Source organism: Klebsiella sp. 141198, assembly GCF_050600785.1.
GTDB classification, from domain to species: domain Bacteria; phylum Pseudomonadota; class Gammaproteobacteria; order Enterobacterales; family Enterobacteriaceae; genus Klebsiella; species Klebsiella aerogenes.
The window spans coordinates 95,752-118,466 of sequence record NZ_JAQIRM010000001.1 but is presented as its reverse complement, the minus strand read 5'-3'; the positions used below and the strand labels follow the sequence as shown (position 1 = coordinate 118,466).

Below are 22,715 nucleotides of genomic sequence, written 5' to 3'. Positions count from 1 at the left end.
TCCTTATACTAAAAACGAACCAGCGCGGAACCCCAGGTGAAACCACCACCGAAGGCTTCCAGCAGAATCAACTGACCGCGTTGAATACGGCCATCGCGAACGGCTTCATCGAGCGCGCAAGGAACCGAGGCCGCGGAAGTATTACCGTGACGATCGAGCGTGACCACCACATTATCCATCGACATTCCCAGCTTTTTCGCCGTCGCGCTGATGATACGCAGGTTAGCCTGATGCGGCACCAGCCAATCCAGCGCCGAGCGCTCAAGATTGTTGGCCGCCAGCGTCTCGTCAACGATATGCGCCAGTTCGGTGACCGCAACTTTAAACACTTCGTTACCGGCCATCGTCAGATAAATCGGGTTTTCCGGCTCAACGCGATCGGCGTTCGGCAGCGTTAACAGGTCGCCGTAGCGGCCATCGGCATGCAGATGCGTGGAGATAATCCCCGGCTCTTCAGAAGCGCCGAGCACTACCGCGCCCGCGCCGTCACCGAAGATAATGATCGTACCGCGATCGGTTGGATCGCAGGTGCGCGCCAGCACGTCAGCGCCGATCACCAGCGCATAATCAACGGCGCCGTTTTTCACGTACTGATCGGCGATGCTCAGGGCATAGGTAAAGCCCGCGCAGGCGGCTGCGACGTCGAACGCCGGGCAACCTTTTACGCCCAGCATAGATTGAATCTGGCACGCAGAGCTCGGGAAGGCATGAGTGCCCGAGGTGGTCGCAACAACGATCAGACCAATTTGCTCCGGGTTGACATTCGCCATTTCAAGCGCTTTCTTTGCGGCTTCGAAGCCCATCGTAGCAACTGTTTCGTTCGCTGCGGCAATACGGCGTTCACGAATACCTGTACGCGTGACAATCCACTCGTCAGTCGTTTCAACCATTTTTTCCAGGTCGGCGTTAGTACGCACTTGCTCAGGCAGATAGCTGCCGGTGCCAATAATCTTTGTATACATGTACGCTCAGTCACTCTTGGGTAATATACCCGCGTTGTTCAAACCGCAGGGCGTCAGTCGTATCCGTTGGTCCCGTTGTGCCGTCGGGCATTCCCGTTACCGCTGCTGCTCCCTGGCAGTTCAAAGCCTGCTGGGTATAACGATTCCAGGCGAGCGGCGATCCGCTGTGGAACCTGCCGCTGCACCGCCTGCACTGCCTGCTCTATTGCGACGCAAAATGCGCGCTGGTTGGCAGCGCCATGACTTTTGATCACAGAACCGCGCAATCCTAACAGACAGGCGCCATTATACTGGTCGGGGTTGAGGTGACTGAATCGCCTGCTCAGGCTTTTTTGTAACCAACGCTTTAATAAAATCAGCCACCACGACCGTTTTTTTCCCTCTCCCTGTGATTTCAGCAGCGAAAGGAACATTCTGACAACACCTTCCATCGTCTTTAATGTGACGTTGCCCGTGAATCCATCACAAACCAGAACATCCGTTTTACCCGTCAGCAACTCGTTAGCTTCAAGGTAACCAATATAGTTGAAGGACGGCAGCTTTTTGAGAATCGCCGACGCATCACGGATGCTATTGAGACCTTTCATCTCTTCTTCGCCGATATTCAACAGCGCAATGCGTGGATTTTTAATCCCTACGACTTCTTCAGCTAACACTGCGCCCATCACCGCGAACTGTACCAGCATCGTGCTATCACAATCGACGTTGGCGCCTAAATCCAGCACCACCGTTTTGCCCTTTTGCTGATGCGGTAGCACCGTCACCAGCGCCGGGCGCTCAATTCCCTCAATGGGTTTGAGCAATAATTTCGCCAGTCCCATCAGCGCGCCGGTATTTCCCGCGCTAACGCAGGCCTCGGCCCGGCCTTCTTTTACCAGCTCCAGCGCCAGGCGCATCGAGCTACCGCGACTATTGCGGATAGCCTGAGCGGGCCGCGCATCACTGGCAATAACTGACTGTGCAGGAATAATCTGCAATCGCGAACGTTGTTCGAAATCAGCTTTGGCAAGTAATGGCGTGATGGCGTCGGGGTCGCCGACTAAAAGAAGTGTGAGTTGCGAATTAGAGTTCAGTGCCTGCAGTGCTGCAGGCACTGTCACGGATGGGCCAAAATCGCCCCCCATGACATCTAACGCCAGGGTTAGACGTGTCAAGGTATCGTCGCTGCCCGGTTCGGTTATTCCCCAGTTACCTGGGGAGATCCTCACTAAGCTTCACCACGCTTTTACTCTTGTCTTTCACGTTACAAGGACGTTAATTACGTTTTCTTGCAACGTGAAATCCACGGAGTAAGGCGTGATTACTTAGCGATTACCTTGCGACCGCGGTAGAAACCGTCGGCAGTGATGTGGTGACGCAGGTGTTTCTCACCAGAAGTTTTGTCTACAGACAGGCTGGTGACTGCGGTCAGAGCGTCATGGGAACGACGCATGCCACGTTTGGAACGGGTTGGTTTATTCTGTTGTACGGCCATGGACCTTACTCCTCAATTACTTATGCTTTAAGCTGGCTAATACGGCAAATGGGTTTGGTTTTTGTGCCTCTTCAGGCAGTTCGCCAAAGACCATGTCCGCGTCGGACACTTCACAGTGTTCAGAATCATGCACCGGAACTACCGGCAAGGAAAGAATGATTTCATCCTCAACCATCGCCTGCAGATCGATTTCACCGAATTCGTTAACCTCAATCGGCTCATACGCTTCCGGTAGTGCTTCTGCCTGTTCGTCATTTCTGACAGGGCTGAAACAATACGTTGTGTGAACATGATGAGGGAACGGTTTCCCGCAACGCTGACATTCGAGGGTTACCGATACCTTCGCATCACCGGTAATAACGGCGAGACGCTGGTTATCGATAGCGAACGACATGCTGCATTCCACATCACTGTCCACGCTGACGACTGAATCGGCGACACGGCCAACCTGATCACGGGCGTAGATACCCTCGTAATCAAGGCGTTTTTGAGCCGTGCGAACCGGATCGAGAGTCAGGGGTAATTTTACCTTTTGCATAGGGCGCGCATATTAACTTTGTAATGTCATAGAGTCAAAGAAAAAGGCAGCCTCAGGTTGCCTTTTGCCATTTATTCGCACACATTGCGGCGCATAGTTTAAAATGATGCTCTGCGAAGCGCTATATGTGGATGAAAAAATATGTCTAATCTTCTCCTGGCCTCAACCTCGCCGTGGCGGCGGATGCTGCTGGAAAAACTCTCGCTGCCGTTCGAATGCGCAGCGCCTGAGGTTGATGAAACGCCTCTGCCCGGCGAATCCGCCCGCCAGTTGGTTGTGCGTCTGGCGCAAGCCAAAGCCCAGGCGCTGGCATCCCGCTTCCCTCAGCACCTTATTATAGGTTCCGATCAGGTTTGCGTCTTAGACGGCGAAATTACCGGTAAACCACACACTGAAGAAAACGCCCACCGTCAGCTACGCAAAGCCAGCGGCACGATTGTCACTTTTTATACCGGACTGGCGCTCTATAATTCCGCCAACGGACACCTGCAAACGGAATGCGAACCTTTCGACGTCCATTTTCGGCATTTAAGCGATCAGGAGATCGAGGCCTATATCCGTAAAGAGAACCCTCTGCAGTGCGCCGGGAGTTTTAAAAGCGAAGGATTAGGTATTACGCTATTTGAACGACTGGAAGGACGCGACCCTAATTCGCTGGTTGGGTTACCGCTAATAGCGCTATGCCAGATGTTGCGCCGGGAAGGCTACAACCCGTTACTCAGTTAGTCAGAAAAGAAAGCGGCGGAGTATAAATCCGCCGCTTTACCTATTTGCTATTACGTAAAACCTGTAAGCAGTGCTTCAGTTGGTTATCCAACGGCGCTTCAATACGCATCACCTCTCCGGTGCCAGGATGGGTGAATTTCAACGCCGCCGCATGCAAAAACAGGCGGTTTAAGCCAGTCCATGAAAGCTGCTTGTCAAACTCGCGATCGCCATAGCGATCGTCAAAAGCAATCGGATGTCCCGCATACTGCGTATGAACGCGAATCTGGTGCGTACGCCCGGTAACCGGACTACAGCGCACCAGCGTGGCAAATGCGTAACGCTCTTCTACTTTAAAGCGCGTTTCGGAGGGCTTACCTTCCTGGCTCACGCGCACGATACGCTCGCCGCTCTGCAGAATATTTTTCAGCAGAGGCGCTTGTACCACCTTCGTGTGCGACTGCCACTGACCGCGCACCAGCGCCAGATAATCCTTCTGCATCCCTTTCTCACGCAGCTGCTCGTGGAGCGAACGAAGCGCCGAACGTTTTTTCGCCACCAACAGCACGCCGGAAGTATCGCGATCGAGACGGTGAACCAGTTCAAGGAAACGGGCCTCCGGGCGCAGCGCGCGCAGCCCTTCAATCACGCCGAAGCTCAGACCGCTACCGCCGTGCACTGCGGTGCCGGAAGGTTTATTCAGCACCAGGATATGATCGTCTTCATAGAGAATCACATCCGACAGCGCCGCCACTTTTTGCAGGTGCGGCGAAACGGCCTCTTCTTCGCGCTCGGCGACACGCACTGGCGGGATACGCACTTCATCGCCATCTTCCAGTTTATATTCCGGCTTGACGCGTTTTTTGTTTACCCGCACCTCGCCTTTACGCAGGATGCGATAAATCATGCTCTTCGGTACGCCCTTAAGTTGCGTACGCAAAAAGTTGTCGATACGTTGCCCCGCTTCATCGGCGGAAATGGCAACCATTTTTACGGTTGGAGTCTCAGTTTTCATGGTCGGCGATTCTAAATAGCCGAGGGCATTAGCGCCACTCATTTTTATATGCTTATATTTATCAGTATCCGGATTTCATCGCATGCTTCATCGGCGTTTTGTTTGTTATTAGAACAATCTGTAGACGCTGGTGAAAAAACTGTGAGTAACCCGGTGATAAAAGGTAAAAGTGAACTTGCTATAACAAGGTTAGCAATGGAATAATGAGGCTGTTTTCCGTGTTGACACTTGTTAGAACAAGAAATTAGCGGAATGACCAATTTTGTCTGACCGATCATCCACGCAGCAATGGCGTAAGACGTATTGATCTTTCAGACAGTTAGCGGGCTGCGGGTTGCAGTCCTTACCGGCACAGGCTCTATAAGATTTTTGCGTGGCAGGACGGCGACGACTCCGGGACTACCGGGAGTTCATCTGAATCCTCCGATTGAGGTGAACAGGTTAAGCCATTACCCCTGCGACGTGAGAGACGATGAGAATATACGCAACATCGTTTGAGGTGCGTCAAGGCTGCAAAAGAGAGAATCTTCAGTCGGTTGTACAAGCAATCGATTGAAGTGAACAAGCGCGGCCAACGCGAAATCACTTAAAGGATGAAGTGTATAAATGGAATATTCTCTGGTGATACATCCCAGGCTGTTCCCCTGAATAATTGCGCTGTGTTTCCGTTTGAAACACAGGCGACCGACACTCTGCGCCTCTTAAGCGCGCGACAACCGTGAGGTTGGCGACGTGAACCAGACTCGAGGCCATCGGTTTTCACCCGGTAAGGCGTTACTCTGCCCGTAGCTTAGTCGTCAATGTAAGAATAATGAGTAAGTTACGATGAAAAGAATGTTAATCAACGCAACTCAGCAGGAAGAGTTGCGCGTCGCTCTTGTTGATGGGCAGCGCCTGTACGACCTGGATATCGAAAGCCCCGGGCACGAGCAGAAAAAAGCGAACATCTACAAAGGCAAAATCACACGTATTGAACCTAGCCTTGAAGCCGCGTTTGTCGATTACGGCGCTGAGCGTCATGGTTTCCTCCCCCTCAAAGAAATTGCCCGCGAATACTTCCCAGCCAATTACAGCTCTCATGGCCGCCCTAACATTAAGGACGTTCTGCGCGAAGGTCAGGAAGTCATTGTTCAGATTGATAAAGAAGAGCGCGGTAATAAAGGCGCTGCGCTGACCACCTTTATCAGCCTGGCAGGCAGCTACCTGGTACTGATGCCGAATAACCCTCGCGCCGGCGGTATTTCACGCCGTATCGAAGGTGACGATCGTACCGAGCTGAAAGAAGCGCTGGCGAGCCTGCAGTTGCCGGACGGCATGGGTCTTATCGTACGTACCGCGGGCGTCGGCAAATCCGCTGAAGCGCTGCAGTGGGATCTGAGCTTCCGCCTGAAGCACTGGGAAGCGATTCAGAAAGCCGCGGAGAGCCGCCCTGCTCCATTCCTGATCCACCAGGAAAGTAACGTTATCGTACGTGCCTTCCGCGACTACCTGCGCCAGGACATCGGCGAAATCCTGATCGATAACCCGAAAGTGCTTGAGCTGGCGCGCCAGCATATCGCCGCCCTCGGTCGTCCGGATTTCAGCAGCAAAATCAAACTGTACACCGGTGAAATCCCGCTGTTCAGCCACTACCAGATTGAATCCCAGATTGAATCCGCGTTCCAGCGTGAAGTTCGCCTGCCATCCGGTGGTTCTATCGTTATTGATAGTACCGAAGCGCTGACCGCTATCGACATCAACTCCGCTCGCGCGACCCGCGGCGGCGATATCGAAGAAACGGCGTTCAATACTAACCTCGAAGCGGCTGACGAAATCGCACGCCAGCTGCGTCTGCGCGACCTTGGCGGCCTGATCGTTATCGACTTCATCGATATGACCCCGGTACGCCACCAGCGCGCGGTTGAAAACCGCCTGCGTGAAGCCGTCCGCCAGGACCGCGCGCGTATCCAGATCAGCCATATCTCGCGCTTCGGCCTGCTGGAGATGTCCCGCCAGCGTCTGAGCCCGTCACTGGGTGAATCCAGCCACCACGTGTGCCCACGCTGTAGCGGCACCGGTACCGTGCGTGACAACGAATCGCTGTCGCTCTCTATCCTGCGTCTGATTGAAGAAGAAGCGCTGAAAGAGAACACCAAAGAAGTCCACGCGATCGTTCCGGTCCCCATTGCGTCTTATCTGCTTAACGAAAAACGTGCCGCAGTCAGCGCGATTGAAACCCGTCAGAGCGACATTCGCGTCATCATCGTCCCGAACGACGAGATGCAAACCCCGCACTACTCCGTACTGCGCGTGCGTAAAGGCGAAGAGACCTCAACCCTGAGCTATTTGCTGCCGAAACTGCACGAAGAAGAGATGGCGATGCCGTCCGACGAGGAACCTGCTGAGCGTAAACGCCGTGAGGAACCTGCGCTGGCCGCTTTCGTGATGCCGGATGCGCCGCCAGTACCGGTACAGGAAGAAACCTCAGCCGCCCCGGTCGCAGCGAAAGCCGCCGCCGCTCCAGCCGCAAAAGTAGCAACGCCTGCCCAACCTGGCCTGCTGTCCCGCTTCTTTGGCGCATTGAAAAACATTTTTGCTGGCGCAGAAGAAGCCAAACCGGCGGAAGTCAAGACTGAGCAAAAAACAGAAGAGAAACCGGAACGTCAGCAAGAGCGTCGTAAACCGCGTTCTAATAATCGCCGCGATCGCAATGACCGTCGTGATAACCGCGATAACCGCGATAATCGTGACAATCGCGATAACCGTGGAGAAAACGCTGAAGGTCGCGACTCTCGTGAGTCTCGTGAGGAAAACCGCCGTAATCGCCGTGAGAAACAACCGCAGAACGTTGAACAGCGCGAATCTCGTCAAACCGCAGGCAATGAGGCTGATACCGGCAAATCACGTGATGAGCAGCAGCAACCGCGCCGTGAACGCAACCGTCGTCGTAATGATGACAAGCGCCAGGCACAGCAGGAAGCGAAAGCTCAGACCCGTGAAGAACCGGTAGTCCAGCAGGAAACCGAGCAGGAAGAACGCGTTCAGAGCATGCCGCGTCGTAAGCCGCGTCAGCTGGCGCAGAAAGTCCGCTTTGAATCCGTAGAAACCGAGCAGGTTGTCGAAGCCGTTGCCGAGCAGCAGGTGGAATCCACTACGCCGCGTACCGAACTGGCAAAAGTCGATCTGCCGGCCGTCGTTGAAACTGCCGCTGAGCAGGATGAAAACGGCGACGCTCGTGAATCTAACGGTATGCCTCGCCGTTCACGTCGCTCTCCGCGTCACCTGCGCGTAAGCGGTCAGCGTCGTCGCCGTTACCGCGATGAGCGTTATCCGACCCAGTCGCCGATGCCGTTGGCTATCGCCTGCGCATCGCCTGAGCTGGCATCTGGTAAAGCGTGGATCCGTTATCCGATTGCTCGCGTGCAGGATCAGCAGCAGGAAGAGTTACCGGTACAAGAAACCGCCAGCGTTGAGCCTATCATTACGCCAGTCGTCGCGGAGACTATCGCTCCGGTTGTCGTTGCGGAAACCGTCGCGGCTGAAACTGCCGCACCGGCAGTGGCCAACGAACCGACCCCAGAAGCGACTGTAGCTCAAGCGCCGGTCGTCGAAGAAACGGCGGTGGTTGAAGAGACTGCGGCTGTTGCGGAAAACGTTGTGCCGCAGGCAGAGGTCAGTGAACCAACAGAGACGGTAGCCGAAGAAACTGAGACGACTCCTGCTCCGGCTACTGAAGAAACCGTCGCAGAAGAAACCGCTGTTGTCGAAGAAACCACCGTTGCCGCCGTTGAAGAAGCCGCGCCGGTTGTTGAACCGACACCGGTCGTCAACGCCGCGCCAGTGGTGAAAGCGCAACCGACATCCACTGCGACTCGCCACGCGACCGCGCCGATGACCCGCGCCCCGGCTCCGGAATACGTGCCGGAAGCACCGCGCCAAAGCGATTGGGTTCGTCCTCCGTTTGCCTTTGAGGGTAAAGGGTCTGCAGGCGGCCATAGCGCCACTCATCAGGCCACGGCGGAAGCGACTCGCCCGCAACCTGTAGAGTAACGGTGCACCACTAAAAAACCGGCCAACTGGCCGGTTTTTTTATTTCTTCTCGTCCGGACGCTGCATCCCCGCCACCTGCGGCATTACCTCGCGCATCAAATCGAGAAACTTGCGTAGCCGCGTCGGATAATAGCGCGCCCAGGGGTAAACCAGATGCACCGGCAGCGGCGAAGCCCGCCACTGCGCAAACGGCTCAATCAGCCGGCCTGCCGCAATATCCTCCTCCACCGCCCAACTGGAAACAATAGCCGCCCCCAACCCCGCCAGCGCGGTGTTACGCGCAACGTAGACGCTATCGATACTCAGACAAGGGACAATCGGGAAGCTCATCAACTGCCCGCCCACCTGATGCTGTAGCGTGACTTCATGCTGGTAAAAAGTGCTGATAGCGACCCAGGGCAGCGTGGAGAGCGTCTGAGGTTCGCTGAGTTCCGGGTGGCGCGCCAATAGCTCAGGCGCAACCACCAGGCTCCGGGGAACCACAGCCAATAGTACCGATACCGTTGCCGGATCGACCTCCGCACCGACGCGGATCGCGCAATCAATATTATCGCTCAGAAAGTCGACGGTTTTATCATTCAGCATCCACTCAACGGAGAGCTCAGGATATCGCTGCAGAAAACTCACCAGCGGGCCCAGCAACTGCTGTTGCCCAAACGCGTGCGGCGCCCGCACCCGCAGCACGCCAACCGGTCGGTCTTCCTCGATGCGTAGATCATCTTCCAGCGCCAGCCAACTCTCCACCAGCCGTCGCGCATGTTGATAGCAACGCTCGCCGTCATCGGTCAGTTTCATCGCATGGGTCGTGCGCAGAATAAGCCTTGCGCCAAGTAACGTCTCCAGCGACTGCAAGCGTCGGCTAACGGTCGCCTGTGTCGTACTCATCTGGAGAGCTGCCGCCGAGAGCGAACCCGCTTCGACGATGCGAATAAACGTCCGCATCAGCTCAATCCGATCTATACGCTCTTGTTTCTTCATTTATATTTTGCCTATACGTGCTACGTATAACCGTTTTACCACTACCCTATCTTCCGCGCCAGTCCGCTTCGGGGAACAATAGCGCCAACGCATTTACGAGGGCATTACCATGACACCGCTTCCTTTATCCACCCGCCAGGCCGGATGGGTTATTTTTATTCTCGCGCTCGGCGCAGGCTTTAGCGTCGCATCCATCTACTACGCCCAACCGCTGCTGCCGTTAATCGGCGCCAACCTGCATCTCAGCGTAGAGGGAATGGGGCTGGTGCCCACGTTGACTCAGGCAGGCTATGCATTGGGAATATTATTTCTGCTGCCGCTCGGCGACCGCCACGATCGCAGAACGCTTATCCTGCTGAAAAGCGCCGTGCTGGCGGCGCTGTTGCTACTCTGCAGCGTGACCGGTCAGCTTACCTCGCTGCTGGTCGTCAGCCTGCTGATCGGCATGGCGGCGACCATGGCGCAGGATATTGTCCCGGCGGCGGCGATTCTGGCGCCGGCGGGCAAACAAGGGAAAATGGTCGGTACGGTGATGACCGGCCTGCTGCTCGGGATCCTGCTTTCGCGTACCGTCAGCGGGCTGGTCGGCGCGCTATTTGGCTGGCGGGTCATGTACCAGGCTGCGGCAGTCAGTATCGCTTTCATCGGCCTGTTAATGTGGCGTGTTCTGCCGCGTTTTGAGATCCACTCTACCCTCAGTTATCCGCAGTTGATGAAGTCAATGGCCCATTTGTGGCAACGCTACCCCGCGCTGCGCCGCGCGGCATTCGCCCAGGGCTTTTTATCTATCGCCTTTAGCGCGTTTTGGTCGACGCTGGCGGTCATGCTCGCCGAACGTTATCAGATGGGTAGCGCGGTCGCCGGCGGCTTCGGTATCGCGGGCGCGGCAAGCGCCCTGGCGGCACCGCTGGCAGGCGGTCTGGCGGATAAAGTTGGCGCGGGGAGAGTCACCCAGCTCGGCGCGGCATTCGTCACCGTCTCCTTTGCCCTGATGTTGCTGCTGCCCGCCCTGCCGGTACACGGCCAACTGGCGCTGATTGCGTTATCGGCTATCGGTTTTGACCTTGGTCTGCAATCAAGCCTGGTAGCGCATCAAAATCTGGTTTACAGCCTGGAGCCACAGGCCCGCGGCAGGCTTAACGCCTTGCTGTTTACCGTGGTCTTCATCGGTATGGCTCTGGGATCGGTGCTGGGAAGTAAACTGTACGTGCTGGCTGGCTGGAATGGCGTGGTGATTCTGGCGGTGAGCAGCGGCGCGATTGCTCTGATTATCCGCCTGCTGGAAAATGACCGTCTACAGGCCGCTGAACGCGCCGTGAGATAAAAAAACCCGCTCCGCATAGCGGAACGGGTTAATTAGGCCCGACGTAACGATGAATTTAAATCGTGCGGCGGGCAAACTCTTTCAGGCGGAAGCCGAGCAGCAGCAAGGTCGCGAAATAGGCGACAACGCCGGCGACTACCACTACCATCAGACGCATCAGGCGGAACGGCATCGTCCCCTGCGACCATTCCGGCATCAGATACATCACGCCGACGAGCGCTGCCGCCATGACCAGCACCGCGATGACCAGACGCAGCAGGAAGACGAACCAGCCCGGCTGCGGGGTGAAGATTTTCTGCTTACGCAGTTGCCAGTAAAGCAGCGCGGCGTTCAGACACGCGGCCAGACCAATAGACAGCGACAAACCGGCATGCTTCAACGGACCAATAAACGCCAGGTTCATTACCTGGGTCATAATCAGGGTAACAATGGCGATTTTAACCGGCGTCTTGATATCCTGGCGCGAGTAGAAGCCCGGCGCCAGCACCTTCACGACGATAAGCCCCATCAGACCAACCGAATAAGCCACCAGCGCGCGCTGGGTCATCGCCGCATCAAAAGCGTTAAACTTACCGTACTGGAATAGCGATACCGTCAGCGGTTTGGCGAGAATGCCTAAGGCAACCGCGCTTGGCAAGGCCAACAGGAAGCACAGGCGCAGCCCCCAATCCATCAGTCGGCAGTACTCATCGTGATTGCCGCTGGCGAAACTTTTTGATAGGGATGGCAACAGAATGGTCCCCAGCGCCACGCCCAACACACCGGAGGGGAACTCCATCAGACGGTCGGCATAATACATCCAGGAGACCGAACCTGAGACCAGGAAGGAGGCGAAAATGGTGTTGATAATCAGCGAAATCTGGCTGACGGAGACGCCGAGAATCGCCGGCCCCATCTGCTTGACCACGCGAATCGCCCCGGCATCTTTCAGATTAACCCGCGGCAGCACCAGCATACCGATTTTTTTCAGATGCGGCAGTTGGTACGCCAGTTGCAGGATACCGCCAACCGTGACCGCCCAGGCCATCGCCAACATTGGCGGATGAAAATAAGGCGCGGCAAACAGGGCAAAACCAATCATGCTGACGTTAAGGAAGGTCGGCGCGAAGGCGGGAACCGAGAAGCGGTTCCAGGTGTTAAGGATAGCCCCCACCAGCGACGCCAGCGAAATCAATAAAATATAGGGGAAGGTGATACGCAGCAGTTGGGTGGTTAAGGCAAATTTATCCGGCGTATCGGCAAAGCCCGGAGCGGTTACGGTAATCACCCATGGCGCAGCCAGCATCCCCGCCACGGTGACCAGCGCCAGAACCAGCGTCAACAGCCCGGAAACATAGGAGACGAACACCCGCGTCGCGTCTTCGCCCTGCTTGCTTTTATATTCAGCGAGGATCGGCACAAAGGCCTGAGAAAAGGCGCCTTCGGCAAAAATACGCCGCAAAAGGTTTGGCAGTTTGAAGGCCACGAAAAAGGCGTCGGTCGCCATCCCGGCGCCAAAAATACGCGCGACGATAGCATCGCGGGCGAACCCCAGCACGCGCGAGAACATGGTCATCGAGCTGACTGCCGCTAATGATTTTAATAGATTCATTACTGTCTTATTCCACAACCCATGGAGTAAAACGCCCGCAAAAGCGGGCGCTGGAAAGTGGCGATAGTCTACCGGGTTCGCAATGAATTACTACTGTCAGTTGTTACAACCAGTTATTCGCTCATCGCTTCACGCCAGAGCTTTTCCACGATCCGCTGGGCTAAAAGCGCCTGCTCGCCGGCGGTTTCCGGAACCGTCTGATTTTGCACGCATTCAATGAAGTGCCGTGCGCAGCCGTCGAATCCGCGCTGCTCAAGCGTTGTCTGCCAGCCGGGCGCCGGGCGCTGCAAGATTCCGCTGCCCCGCTCTTCGCGCCACTCGCGCATATCGCTCACCTCATACAGCCCGCCATCGGTTACCGCCTGCACCCACTCACGCTGGCTTCCGGCGCGACGATGCATGCTGGTCGTTATCTGCAGTTGCCCCGCGCTGAAGTGATGCTCGGCGTAGAGCATTTCCCCTTGAGAAGTGGTTTGCAGGATCCCGCCATTCACCCGCGCCTTATCTCCTGCCAGCCACAGTGCGGTATCAACAACATGCAGATAATCATCCAGCAGGGTAAAACGCAGTTCTTTGCCGACGCTATCGCTACGGTGCTTATCCATGCGCAATGACGCCGCATCATTGAGATGCGCTTTCAATTCACGATACAGCGGCGCAAAGCGGCGATTGAATCCCACCATTAACGTTAAACGCCGACGCGCTGCCAGTTCAACCAGTGATTCGGCTTCGCTGAGCTTGTCCGCCAGCGGCTTGTCCACGCAAACATGAACGCCTGCATTCAGCAGATGATGAACCACTTCATAATGTGAAGCGGTTGATGTATGAACAAATACCGCATCACATTGCGCCGCCAGCGCATCCAGAGAATCGGCATAAGGCAGACGCCAGGTTTCGCAGATGCGTAACGCTTTCTCTTTCCCCGGCGACCAGGCGGCCTGCAGCGTCCAGCCATCAGCGGCGCCAAGCACCGGCAGCCATGCCTTTTGTGCAATGCCGCCAAGCCCCACCACGCCAACACGTAATTTCGCCGTCACGGTTACTCTCCTAAATGAGCTAGCAGGGAATCAAGACGTATTTTGAGCTCAGCGACTTCACTTTCCAGCGCCTCAACGCGCGCCTGCAAATCGTCATTCGGCGGGGACACGGCTTCCACGACGGTAATGAGCGAATCCATGTCATCACAAAACAGGTGCATATAGCGGCTTTCGCGTTTACCCGGCTCGCGCGGAAGGCGCGCGACGTAAGGACCGTCTTCACGACTGGCCAAATTGTCGAGCGTGCTTTCCACCTCGGCCATATCGCGGAATTCATACATCCGCTGCGCGCGGCTGCGCAGCTCGCCTGGCGTTTGCGCGCCGCGCAGCAGCAGCATCGTAACGATGGCGACTTCCGCCGCCGTTAATTTGAGGTCGCCAAATTCGGAATTGCAGAAGCGCTGTTCATATTTGGTTACCCGGTTGCCAAAACCGCTTACCGTACGCAGGTAGTGGCGTTTAACCAGCTCATCCAGCAAATCCTGGACATCGCTTTCCGCCAGCGACATCACCGGCTCGCGGTTGGTTTTCTGGTTACAGGCGGTAACCACCGCATTCACTGATAGCGGATACTGTTCCGGCGTGGTTACCTGCTTCTCCAGCAGGCAACCAATGATGCGCGCTTCATGCGCGGTTAGCTGATATTTCATGTTGTCTCCTTAGCGCCCTGGGGTCCAGTCAGTGGCCGTTAACGCCGTCAATACGTGATCTCGCCATTGTCCATCAATGAGGAGGTAGTCCTTTGCGTAACCCTCTTTTTCGAATCCGAGCCGGGCGAGCAGATCGCCGCTGCGTTTGTTATGCGGCATATAGTTGGCCATGATGCGGTGGACATGCTGCGTACGTTGCATATAGCGAATCGCCGCGGTCAGCGCTTCAAACATCAGCCCCTGCCCTTGCCACTTTTCACCAATGGAATAGCCGAGATAGCAGGCATGAAATGAACCACGCACCACGTTTGAGAAATTCGCTACGCCAATAATCTCTTTCTCATCAGGATCGAGTAGCGCGAAATAAAATGCCGAACCCTGTTTGTGAAACTCCGTAATCATCGATAACCGCGCCTGCCAGCCGGAGGGATAACAGTGGCTTTCATCGCGCACCGGCTCCCAGGGTTTCAGGAACCCTTTATTTTCCGCGTAGTAATCGGCCAGACGCCAGGCGTCACGATCGTGAACCAGCCGCACCACCAGCCGGTCCGTCGTCAAACGCACCTTGGGTACGTTACTGCGATAGCCAAACATTCCTCACTCCTGTTCCCTGCCCCAAACTGATATCTTTCACTATACCTTCCCTGAGTGAAGGTGGGAAAACAGCAACATACCATTTTCTGCACCACCTCCGTTTTTCGATGAATAGCCTCAATCGATCTTGCTTTTTGATAAAAAAATATTGTCGCCAGTATGCTGGGAAAATAACCGCCGCCACCGCAGAATATCTAAGCTTATCTTTCTTTTTCCCTGGAGGGGAAATGTCCCGCGTATCGCAGGCAAGGAGCCTGGGTAAATATTTCCTGTTGGTCGATAACATGCTGGTTGTGCTCGGCTTTTTTGTCGTATTCCCCCTGATATCGATCCGTTTTGTCGACCAAATGGGCTGGGCGGCGCTGATGGTCGGTATTGCCCTCGGTCTACGTCAACTGGTGCAACAAGGTTTAGGCATCTTCGGCGGCGCGATTGCCGACCGTTTCGGCGCCAAACCGATGATTGTCACCGGGATGCTGATGCGCGCCGGCGGTTTCGCGGCGATGGCCGTCGCCCATGAGCCCTGGGTGCTCTGGCTTTCATGCATTTTGTCCGGTCTCGGCGGCACCCTGTTCGACCCGCCGCGAGCGGCGCTGGTGGTCAAACTGGTGCGCCCGCATCAACGTGGTCGCTTCTTCTCTATCCTGATGATGCAGGATAGCGCCGGCGCGGTCATCGGCGCTCTGCTGGGCAGTTGGCTCTTACAGTACGATTTCCGTCTGGTGTGCAGCGCAGGGGCAGCGCTCTTTATTGCCTGTGCCGCGTTTAACGCCTGGTATCTGCCGGCATGGAAACTCTCGACGGTCAAAACGCCAATCCGCGAAGGACTGGGGCTGGTGTTACGCGATAAGCGCTTTGTCACTTACGTGCTGACCCTGACCGGTTACTACATGCTGGCCGTGCAGGTGATGCTCATGCTGCCGATTATGGTTAACGATATTGCAGGCTCTCCGGCGGCGGTGAAATGGATGTATGCCATTGAAGCGACAATTTCCTTGACGCTGCTGTACCCCATCGCCCGCTGGAGCGAGAAACGTTTTCGCCTCGAGCATCGTCTGATGGCGGGTTTGCTGGTGATGACGGCGGCGATGCTGCCGATTGGCTTAACCAGCACACTGCAGCAGTTGTTTACCCTAATCTGTATCTTTTATATCGGCTCAATCATTGCCGAACCCGCGCGCGAAACGCTGGGCGCGTCACTGGCCGATGCCCGCGCTCGCGGCAGCTATATGGGCTTCAGCCGCCTTGGACTGGCTTTCGGCGGCGCGCTGGGGTACGCCGGCGGCGGCTGGCTGTTTGACGCCGGTAAAGTGCTCAATCAGCCCGAGCTGCCGTGGCTGATGCTGGGCATTATCGGCTTTGCGACATTCATTGCGCTGTGGTGGCAGTTCAGCCAAAAACGATCGGCTTCCGGCATGCTGGAACCGCGCACCTGACGCTCGGCCAAAGTGGTAATCCTTTTTTTCAGCATTTTCCGCTAGTACAAGCGGGGCTAGCAGACCATGCTGCTTTGTGTCAGGATTAGCTATGGCATGACGTTAAGGAACCCAATGAAAAAGATGTTGATCGCGGCCGCGCTGATTGTCGGCGGCCTTCTGAGCGGATGTAACCAGCTTACGCAATACTCCGTTAGCGAGCAGGAGATTAACCAGGCGCTGCAGAAACGTAATCACTTCGCCAAAGATATCGGCCTGCCTGGCGTAGCGGATGCGCATATTGAACTGCAAAACCTGACCAGCGCCATCGGTCGTGAAGAGCCGAATAAAGTGGCGCTGAGCGGAACCGCTAATCTGGATCTGAATTCGCTGTTTGGCAATCAGAAAGCGACCATCGACCTGAAGCTCAAAGCGCTGCCGGTGTTCAATAAAGAGCAAGGCGCGATTTATCTGCGTGAAATGGAAGTCGTCGATGCGAAAGTTAAGCCGGAAAAGCTCACCTCCGTGGTACAGACGCTGATCCCTTATCTGAATCAGTCGCTGCGCAGCTATTTCAACCAGCAACCGGCCTACGTTCTGCGTGAAGATGCCAGCACCGGCGAAGCCTTAGCGAAGAAATACGCTAAAGGCATCGAAGTGAAACCGGGCGAGATAATCATCCCCTTCACTGACTAAACGATAAGGGCGCTGAATATGGCGCCCTTAATTTTTTACGGAAATGAGTGCAAAGGAAAACGTTTACGCTTATCCTTAGTGCCCGGCAAAAAACAGCCCTGATGACTGAACCAATTAGCCGGAGCCTTCCATGACAGCACAACCCCAGGTATTGAAAATCCGCCGCCCTGACGACTGGCATATTCATTTACGCGATGATGATATGTTGAAAACCGTCGTGCCTTACACCAGTGAGTTTTATGGCCGGGCGATCGTGATGCCGAATCTGGTACCGCCGGTAACGACCGTCGCTGCTGCCATTGCTTACCGCCAGCGCATCATCGATGCAATTCCCGCCGGGCATGATTTCACGCCGCTGATGACCTGCTACCTGACCGACACGCTCGACCCGGACGAACTGGAGCGCGGTTTCCATGAAGGCGTGTTCACCGCAGCCAAGCTCTACCCGGCAAACGCCACTACCAATTCCAGTCACGGCGTAACCAGCACCGACGCCATCATGCCGGTACTGGAACGGATGGAAAAACTGGGCATGCCGCTACTGGTGCACGGCGAAGTTACCCATGCTGATATCGATATCTTCGATCGCGAAGCGCGCTTTATCGAGACGGTGATGGAACCGCTGCGCAAACGGCTGCCGGGGTTAAAAGTGGTCTTCGAACATATCACCACCAAAGATGCTGCTGAATACGTGCGCGACGGCAACGAACTGCTGGCCGCCACCATCACGCCGCAGCATCTGATGTTTAACCGCAATCATATGCTCGTTGGCGGTATTCGTCCGCATCTATACTGCCTGCCAATCCTCAAGCGAAACGTCCACCAGCAGGCGCTGCGTGAACTGGTCGCCAGCGGGTTCAACCGCGTTTTCCTCGGCACAGACTCAGCCCCGCACGCGCGCCACCGTAAAGAGGCCAGCTGCGGCTGTGCGGGCTGTTTCAATGCCCCCACCGCGCTCGGCAGCTACGCCACCGTCTTTGAAGAGATGAATGCGCTGGAGCATTTTGAGGCTTTCAGCTCGCTGAATGGCCCGCGTTTCTACGGCCTGCCGGTGAATGAAAGCTACGTTGAACTGGTACGTGAAGAGAGCACCGTTGCCGAAAGTATCGCTCTTCCAGGCGATACGTTGGTGCCGTTCCTGGCCGGTGAAACCGTGCGTTGGACGATGAAAAAATAAAGTTTTTTGCCCCCTGTTGTAAATGCGCAAGCGTTACTGTATAAATAAACAGTATATTACCCAGGGGGCCATTATGCGCATCGAAGTGTCAATTGCCAAAACCACAGCCTTACCCAGCGGCGCGCTGGAAGCGCTGAATAACGAACTCGCTAAGCGTATCGCTCAACATTATCCGGAACGAGAAAACCAGGTCACGGTACGTTACGCCGCCGGCAATAATTTGTCCGTCATCGGTGGTTTGAAAGAAGACAAAGACCGGATTAGCGAAATCCTGCAGGAAACCTGGGAAAGCGCCGACGACTGGTTTATCCACGACTAAGCCTCCGGGTTTGCTTACGCAAAATCAATTTGCTCCCTCATTGTGCTTTTTTTTTGCCGGGTCGCCCCGGCTTTTTTATCTCTGCTTATAACTAAGACTTTCCTTAATATCCTGATAAATTCCTTAAAAAATAATGAGCCCCAGGATGAAATCCGCGCAAAAAACCACCGATCAGCGTAAAATTTGTCTCTAATTATTTATTTTCTCGAGTTTGCACTTAACTGCTGATATAATTAACCTGCTTCAGAAAACAAGCATTAAACCTCGAGAATTGTTGTCTTTTAACATATGAATAAGGGGTTATGATGGAAAAGAATAATGAAGTCATCCAGACCCATCCCCTCGTCGGATGGGACATCAGCACCGTTGATAGCTACGATGCGCTGATGTTGCGCCTGCACTACCAAAACCCCACCCAAGAAAGCGATAAAGAAGCAGAAATTGGCCAGACGCTATGGCTAACGACGGATGTCGCACGTCAGTTTATTTCTATTCTGGAAGCAGGAATAGCGAAGATAGAATCTGGCGATTACCAGGCAAATGAGTATCGCAGACATTAGCATCACCGATGATGTCTAAATATTCACTGAACAGGCACCTGCGGGTGCCTGAATTATTTTTCGCGCTTGTACATCCGGCTGATGTTAATTACCCTGCTAATAAAACAATAACCCGGAACTCACCATGCAATACGACCTCATCATTATCGGTAGCGGCTCCGTTGGCGCTGCCGCCGGCTATTACGCCCGCCGCGCCGGTCTGAATGTCCTGATGACCGATGCCCACAAACCGCCGCACCTGGAAGGCAGCCACCATGGCAACACGCGGCTGATTCGTCACGCCTATGGCGAGGGCGAAAAATACGTACCGTTGGTGCTACGCGCCCAGCAGCTATGGGACGAATTCGCACAAGACAGCGGCGAGGCCGTATTCGAAAAAACCGGGGTTATTAACCTTGGCCCCGCCGGCTCCGATTTTCTCAATAACGTGGCCCACAGCGCGCGTCAGTTTGAGCTTAACGTGGAAGAGCTGGATGCTGAGGCGGTTATGAAACGTTGGCCGGAGATTCGTATCCCGCAAGATTACCGGGCTATTTTTGAACCGGCTTCCGGCGTGTTACGCAGCGAGCTGGCGGTAGAAACCTGGATTCGCCTGGCGCGCGAAGCGGGCTGCGCCCAACTGTTCCACTGCCCGGTTACCGCAATTCACCATCACACCGACGGTGTGACCATTGATACCGCCGATGGTAGCTACAGCGGCAAAAAACTGCTGATCAGCGCCGGGACCTGGGTAACAAAATTATTGCCGGAACTGCCCATTCAACCGGTACGTAAAGTCTTCGCCTGGTTCCAGGCCGATGGTCGCTATAGCGCGAAAAATAACTTCCCGGCTTTCACCGGCGAGCTGCCGAATGGCGATCAGTATTATGGCTTCCCGGCGGAAGACAACGAATTGAAGATCGGCAAGCATAATGGCGGCCAGCTGATTTCCGAGCCGGGCGAGCGGAAACCGTTTGGCGCTGTCGCCAGCGATGGCTCTGAGTCGTTCAACTTCCTGCGCAACGTGCTGCCCGGAATCGGCGGCTGCCTGCACGGCGCCTCCTGTACTTACGATAATACGGCAGATGAAGATTTCATCATTGATACCCTTCCCGGTCACGACAATACATTACTCATTACCGGTTTAAGCGGTCACGGTTTCAAGTTTGCGCCGGTACTTGGCGAAATTGCGACGCAATTTGCGCAAGGTGAAACGACGGAGTTTGATCTGACTCCCTTCTCGCTGGCGCGATTTTCACAATAATAGCCAGCTATAAAACAAAACGGCCTCGATTGAGGCCGTTTCATCTCAGAGAGCGTGTATGCGTCGCCTGTACCACTGGTTAGTCAACAACGTACGCGAGCACTTTATGATTTATCTCGCGCTGTGGCTGCTGCTAGCAGTAATCGACCTCATCTGGTTATGGTTTTACTGACGGGTCGGGATCCGGGATACCTAGTTTGGTATTAAGACGGCCGCGGGATTTATTAAAAATCTTATTGCCATTTTCTCGCCCCGCCCGCAATTTGCGCTGCTCCTCTTCCGGCAGTTTATGCTCTTCCATACAGGCTTCGCTGCAGCAACCGGCAAATTTCTCGGCACAAGCCGGGCACTGAATAAACAGCAAATGGCAGCCGTCGTTGAGGCAATTGGTGTGGCTGTCGCACGGTGCGCCGCATTGATGGCAGTGGGCAATCACATCATCAGAAATACGCTCGCCCATTCTCTCGTCAAAAACAAAGTTCTTACCGATAAAGCGTACCGGCAAGCCCTGTTCACGGGCGCGGCGCGCGTACTCGATAATCCCGCCTTCAATGTGCCACACCTTATTGAAACCGCTATGTTTCATCCAGGCGCTAGCTTTCTCACAGCGAATGCCGCCGGTACAGTACATGACAATCTTCTTGTCTTTGTACTCCTGCATCATCTCAACCGCTTTCGGCAATTGATCGCGGAAGGTATCCGCCGGAATTTCCATCGCGTTCTCGAAGTGACCGACTTCGTATTCATAATGGTTGCGCATATCGATGAATACCGCGTCCGGATCGTCCAGCATCGCGTTCACTTCCGCCGCTTTCAGGTACTCGCCCACGTCAGAGGGATCAAAAGTCGGGTCATCAATACCGTCGGCCACAATACGGTCGCGAACCTTGAGGCGCAGGACCCAGAAGGATTTACCGTCATCATCCAGCGCGATATTCAGACGTAACCCTTTCAGCGCCGGGTCAAAACCATCGAGAAACTCACGTAACGCCGCGACCTTGCTTTCCGGCACGCTGATCTGCGCATTGATACCTTCATGGGCCAGATAGATGCGGCCAAAGACATTCAGCTTAGTCAGCGCCAGCCACAGGGCGTCGCGGGTCGCTTTCGGGTCAACGATAGTGAAATATTTATAGAACGAGATCGTCGTGCGCGGCTCGGTTTCAGCCAGCATCTGCGCCTTTAACGTCTCATTTGAAATGCGGTTGTGTAACACTGGCATGGTGTACCTGCTCGACATAGGAAATGAGTAAAATAAACGGCGGGCATCATATAGCAAACACCGTTAATTTACATCCCTACATTTTACGCTACATTTCAGCCACGCAATTTTCAGCCGTTAACAATCTGCTTCAGCAGGAGACTGCTTTTGGCGGCAGCGCAAAAAAATGCGATAATAGAACGCGTTGTTAAATCAGACAGGTATGAAATGACCCATTTACCGAAATTTTCCGCCGCGCTGCTCCATCCGCGCTACTGGCTGCTTTGGCTGGGCATAGGCCTGTTGTGGTTAGTTGTCCAACTCCCTTATCCGGTTATCTACCGTCTCGGTAATGCCATTGGTCGCCTGGCAATGCGTTTTATGAAACGCCGCGCAAAAATCGCTTATCGCAATCTTGAACTCTGCTTTCCTGAGAAGAGCGAGCAAGAGCGTCATCAGCTGGTAGTACAAAACTTTGAGTCCGTCGGCATGGGCCTGATGGAAACCGGGATGGCATGGTTCTGGCCAACCCGACGCATTGCGCGCTGGACAGACACCATCGGCTTCCAATATGTCCGCGACGTGCAGGCACAACAGCGCGGCATTCTGTTGATTGGTATTCATTTCCTGACGCTGGAAATGGGCGCGCGCATGTTCGGCATGAACGAGCCCGGTATCGGCGTCTATCGCCCGAATGACAATCCGGTTATCGACTGGCTGCAGACCTGGGGCCGCCTGCGTTCCAACAAAGATATGATTGACCGTAAAGATCTCAAAGGCATGATCCGCGCGCTGAAAAAAGGCGAAGTGGTCTGGTACGCCCCGGATCACGACTACGGCCCGACCGCCAGCGTCTTCGCGCCGCTGTTCGCCGTCGACCAGGCCGCCACCACTTCGGGTACCTGGATGCTGGCGAAAATGTCCAAAGCCTGCATTGTGCCATTTGTTCCGCGCCGCAAACCAAACGGCAAAGGCTATGAGCTCATCATGCTGCCGCCGGAGTGCGATCCGCCGTTGGATAACGCGGAGACCACCGCCGCATGGATGAACAAAATCGTCGAACAATGCATCATGATGGCGCCAGAGCAATATATGTGGCTGCATCGTCGCTTTAAGACGCGTCCGGAAGGCGTGCCTTCGCGCTACTGATTGACTCATTATCCGGGTGGTCCCCTGCCCGGATATATTTTTACCGCCGATCCTTTTT

22 protein-coding genes are annotated in these 22,715 nt (G+C 55.0%); 11 read left to right on the top strand and 11 right to left on the bottom strand.

The annotated features are described in order from the left end of the window. Window positions 1-8: 8 nt before the first annotated feature. The 4 genes from PGR10_RS00575 to yceD all read right to left on the bottom strand — a co-directional run bounded on the left by PGR10_RS00575 (window position 9) and on the right by yceD (window position 2,974). Complete coding sequence (locus PGR10_RS00575; protein ID WP_045393676.1) at window positions 9-962, bottom strand: beta-ketoacyl-ACP synthase III; 954 nt, start codon at window positions 960-962, stop codon at window positions 9-11. A 53-nt stretch (window positions 963-1,015) separates the two neighbouring features. Continuing rightward, window positions 1,016-2,116 (bottom strand): phosphate acyltransferase PlsX, encoded by a 1,101-nt coding sequence (gene plsX, locus PGR10_RS00570; protein ID WP_087858004.1) that lies wholly within the window; start codon window positions 2,114-2,116, stop codon window positions 1,016-1,018. A 146-nt stretch (window positions 2,117-2,262) separates the two neighbouring features. Next, window positions 2,263-2,436: a 50S ribosomal protein L32 gene (rpmF, locus tag PGR10_RS00565; RefSeq protein ID WP_000290724.1), complete on the bottom strand. Its 174-nt coding sequence runs from the start codon at window positions 2,434-2,436 to the stop codon at window positions 2,263-2,265. Between the two features lie 16 nt (window positions 2,437-2,452). After that, window positions 2,453-2,974 carry a 23S rRNA accumulation protein YceD gene (yceD, locus tag PGR10_RS00560; RefSeq protein ID WP_015705036.1) on the bottom strand — a complete coding sequence of 174 codons (522 nt, stop codon included), beginning with the start codon at window positions 2,972-2,974 and terminating at the stop codon, window positions 2,453-2,455. 141 nt (window positions 2,975-3,115) lie between these two features. Between yceD and PGR10_RS00555 the strand changes: the two genes are divergently transcribed. Continuing rightward, window positions 3,116-3,700: a Maf family protein gene (locus tag PGR10_RS00555; protein ID WP_087858005.1), complete on the top strand. Its 585-nt coding sequence runs from the start codon at window positions 3,116-3,118 to the stop codon at window positions 3,698-3,700. 40 nt (window positions 3,701-3,740) lie between these two features. On the opposite strand, the gene rluC is transcribed toward PGR10_RS00555, so the two are convergent. After that, window positions 3,741-4,694, bottom strand: a complete 954-nt coding sequence (rluC, locus tag PGR10_RS00550; RefSeq protein ID WP_430923088.1) for a 23S rRNA pseudouridine(955/2504/2580) synthase RluC — start codon at window positions 4,692-4,694, stop codon at window positions 3,741-3,743. Between the two features lie 825 nt (window positions 4,695-5,519). Between rluC and rne the strand changes: the two genes are divergently transcribed. Next, the gene (gene rne, locus PGR10_RS00545; RefSeq protein ID WP_430922749.1) at window positions 5,520-8,723 is read left to right on the top strand and encodes a ribonuclease E; all 3,204 of its coding nucleotides are present in this window, start codon (window positions 5,520-5,522) and stop codon (window positions 8,721-8,723) included. Between the two features lie 39 nt (window positions 8,724-8,762). Here rne and PGR10_RS00540 read toward each other — a convergent pair whose 3' ends face one another. Then, entirely contained in the window at window positions 8,763-9,701 is a 939-nt protein-coding gene (locus PGR10_RS00540) for a LysR family transcriptional regulator (RefSeq protein ID WP_430922748.1), read from the bottom strand. 109 nt (window positions 9,702-9,810) lie between these two features. Between PGR10_RS00540 and PGR10_RS00535 the strand changes: the two genes are divergently transcribed. After that, the gene (locus tag PGR10_RS00535; protein ID WP_430922747.1) at window positions 9,811-11,025 is read left to right on the top strand and encodes an MFS transporter; all 1,215 of its coding nucleotides are present in this window, start codon (window positions 9,811-9,813) and stop codon (window positions 11,023-11,025) included. A gap of 55 nt (window positions 11,026-11,080) precedes the next feature. Here the strand turns inward: PGR10_RS00535 and murJ are convergent, their stop codons facing one another. The 4 genes from murJ to rimJ form a co-directional block, all read right to left on the bottom strand. Then, complete coding sequence (murJ, locus tag PGR10_RS00530) at window positions 11,081-12,616, bottom strand: murein biosynthesis integral membrane protein MurJ (RefSeq protein ID WP_015367200.1); 1,536 nt, start codon at window positions 12,614-12,616, stop codon at window positions 11,081-11,083. A gap of 113 nt (window positions 12,617-12,729) precedes the next feature. After that, window positions 12,730-13,653: a Gfo/Idh/MocA family protein gene (locus PGR10_RS00525; RefSeq protein WP_430922746.1), complete on the bottom strand. Its 924-nt coding sequence runs from the start codon at window positions 13,651-13,653 to the stop codon at window positions 12,730-12,732. A 2-nt stretch (window positions 13,654-13,655) separates the two neighbouring features. After that, window positions 13,656-14,303 (bottom strand): YceH family protein, encoded by a 648-nt coding sequence (locus PGR10_RS00520; protein WP_430922744.1) that lies wholly within the window; start codon window positions 14,301-14,303, stop codon window positions 13,656-13,658. Window positions 14,304-14,312: 9 nt separating this feature from the next. Next, entirely contained in the window at window positions 14,313-14,897 is a 585-nt protein-coding gene (rimJ, locus tag PGR10_RS00515; RefSeq protein WP_087858010.1) for a ribosomal protein S5-alanine N-acetyltransferase, read from the bottom strand. Between the two features lie 227 nt (window positions 14,898-15,124). Between rimJ and mdtH the strand changes: the two genes are divergently transcribed. The 7 genes from mdtH to PGR10_RS00480 all read left to right on the top strand — a co-directional run bounded on the left by mdtH (window position 15,125) and on the right by PGR10_RS00480 (window position 20,479). Next, window positions 15,125-16,333, top strand: coding sequence for a multidrug efflux MFS transporter MdtH (gene mdtH, locus PGR10_RS00510; RefSeq protein WP_015367204.1), 1,209 nt, complete (start codon window positions 15,125-15,127; stop codon window positions 16,331-16,333). 114 nt (window positions 16,334-16,447) lie between these two features. Beyond that, entirely contained in the window at window positions 16,448-17,008 is a 561-nt protein-coding gene (locus tag PGR10_RS00505; RefSeq protein ID WP_087858011.1) for a lipoprotein, read from the top strand. Window positions 17,009-17,138: 130 nt separating this feature from the next. After that, the gene (gene pyrC, locus PGR10_RS00500) at window positions 17,139-18,185 is read left to right on the top strand and encodes a dihydroorotase (RefSeq protein WP_308959000.1); all 1,047 of its coding nucleotides are present in this window, start codon (window positions 17,139-17,141) and stop codon (window positions 18,183-18,185) included. Between the two features lie 73 nt (window positions 18,186-18,258). After that, window positions 18,259-18,504, top strand: a complete 246-nt coding sequence (gene dinI / locus PGR10_RS00495; RefSeq protein ID WP_087858013.1) for a DNA damage-inducible protein I — start codon at window positions 18,259-18,261, stop codon at window positions 18,502-18,504. A gap of 305 nt (window positions 18,505-18,809) precedes the next feature. Continuing rightward, entirely contained in the window at window positions 18,810-19,064 is a 255-nt protein-coding gene (gene bssS / locus PGR10_RS00490; protein WP_015367208.1) for a biofilm formation regulator BssS, read from the top strand. Window positions 19,065-19,188: 124 nt separating this feature from the next. Beyond that, the gene (gene solA / locus PGR10_RS00485; RefSeq protein WP_430922743.1) at window positions 19,189-20,307 is read left to right on the top strand and encodes an N-methyl-L-tryptophan oxidase; all 1,119 of its coding nucleotides are present in this window, start codon (window positions 19,189-19,191) and stop codon (window positions 20,305-20,307) included. Between the two features lie 58 nt (window positions 20,308-20,365). After that, window positions 20,366-20,479: a YceO family protein gene (locus PGR10_RS00480; RefSeq protein ID WP_015367210.1), complete on the top strand. Its 114-nt coding sequence runs from the start codon at window positions 20,366-20,368 to the stop codon at window positions 20,477-20,479. On the opposite strand, the gene PGR10_RS00475 is transcribed toward PGR10_RS00480, so the two are convergent. Next, window positions 20,465-21,529 carry a rhodanese-related sulfurtransferase gene (locus PGR10_RS00475; protein WP_087858015.1) on the bottom strand — a complete coding sequence of 355 codons (1,065 nt, stop codon included), beginning with the start codon at window positions 21,527-21,529 and terminating at the stop codon, window positions 20,465-20,467. The two genes, PGR10_RS00480 and PGR10_RS00475, sit on opposite strands and share 15 nt — an antisense overlap. Window positions 21,530-21,736: 207 nt before the next feature. Here PGR10_RS00475 and PGR10_RS00470 point away from each other — a divergent pair, with 207 nt between their 5' ends. Next, window positions 21,737-22,657: a Kdo(2)-lipid IV(A) acyltransferase gene (locus PGR10_RS00470; RefSeq protein ID WP_087858016.1), complete on the top strand. Its 921-nt coding sequence runs from the start codon at window positions 21,737-21,739 to the stop codon at window positions 22,655-22,657. Window positions 22,658-22,715 lie beyond the last annotated feature (58 nt).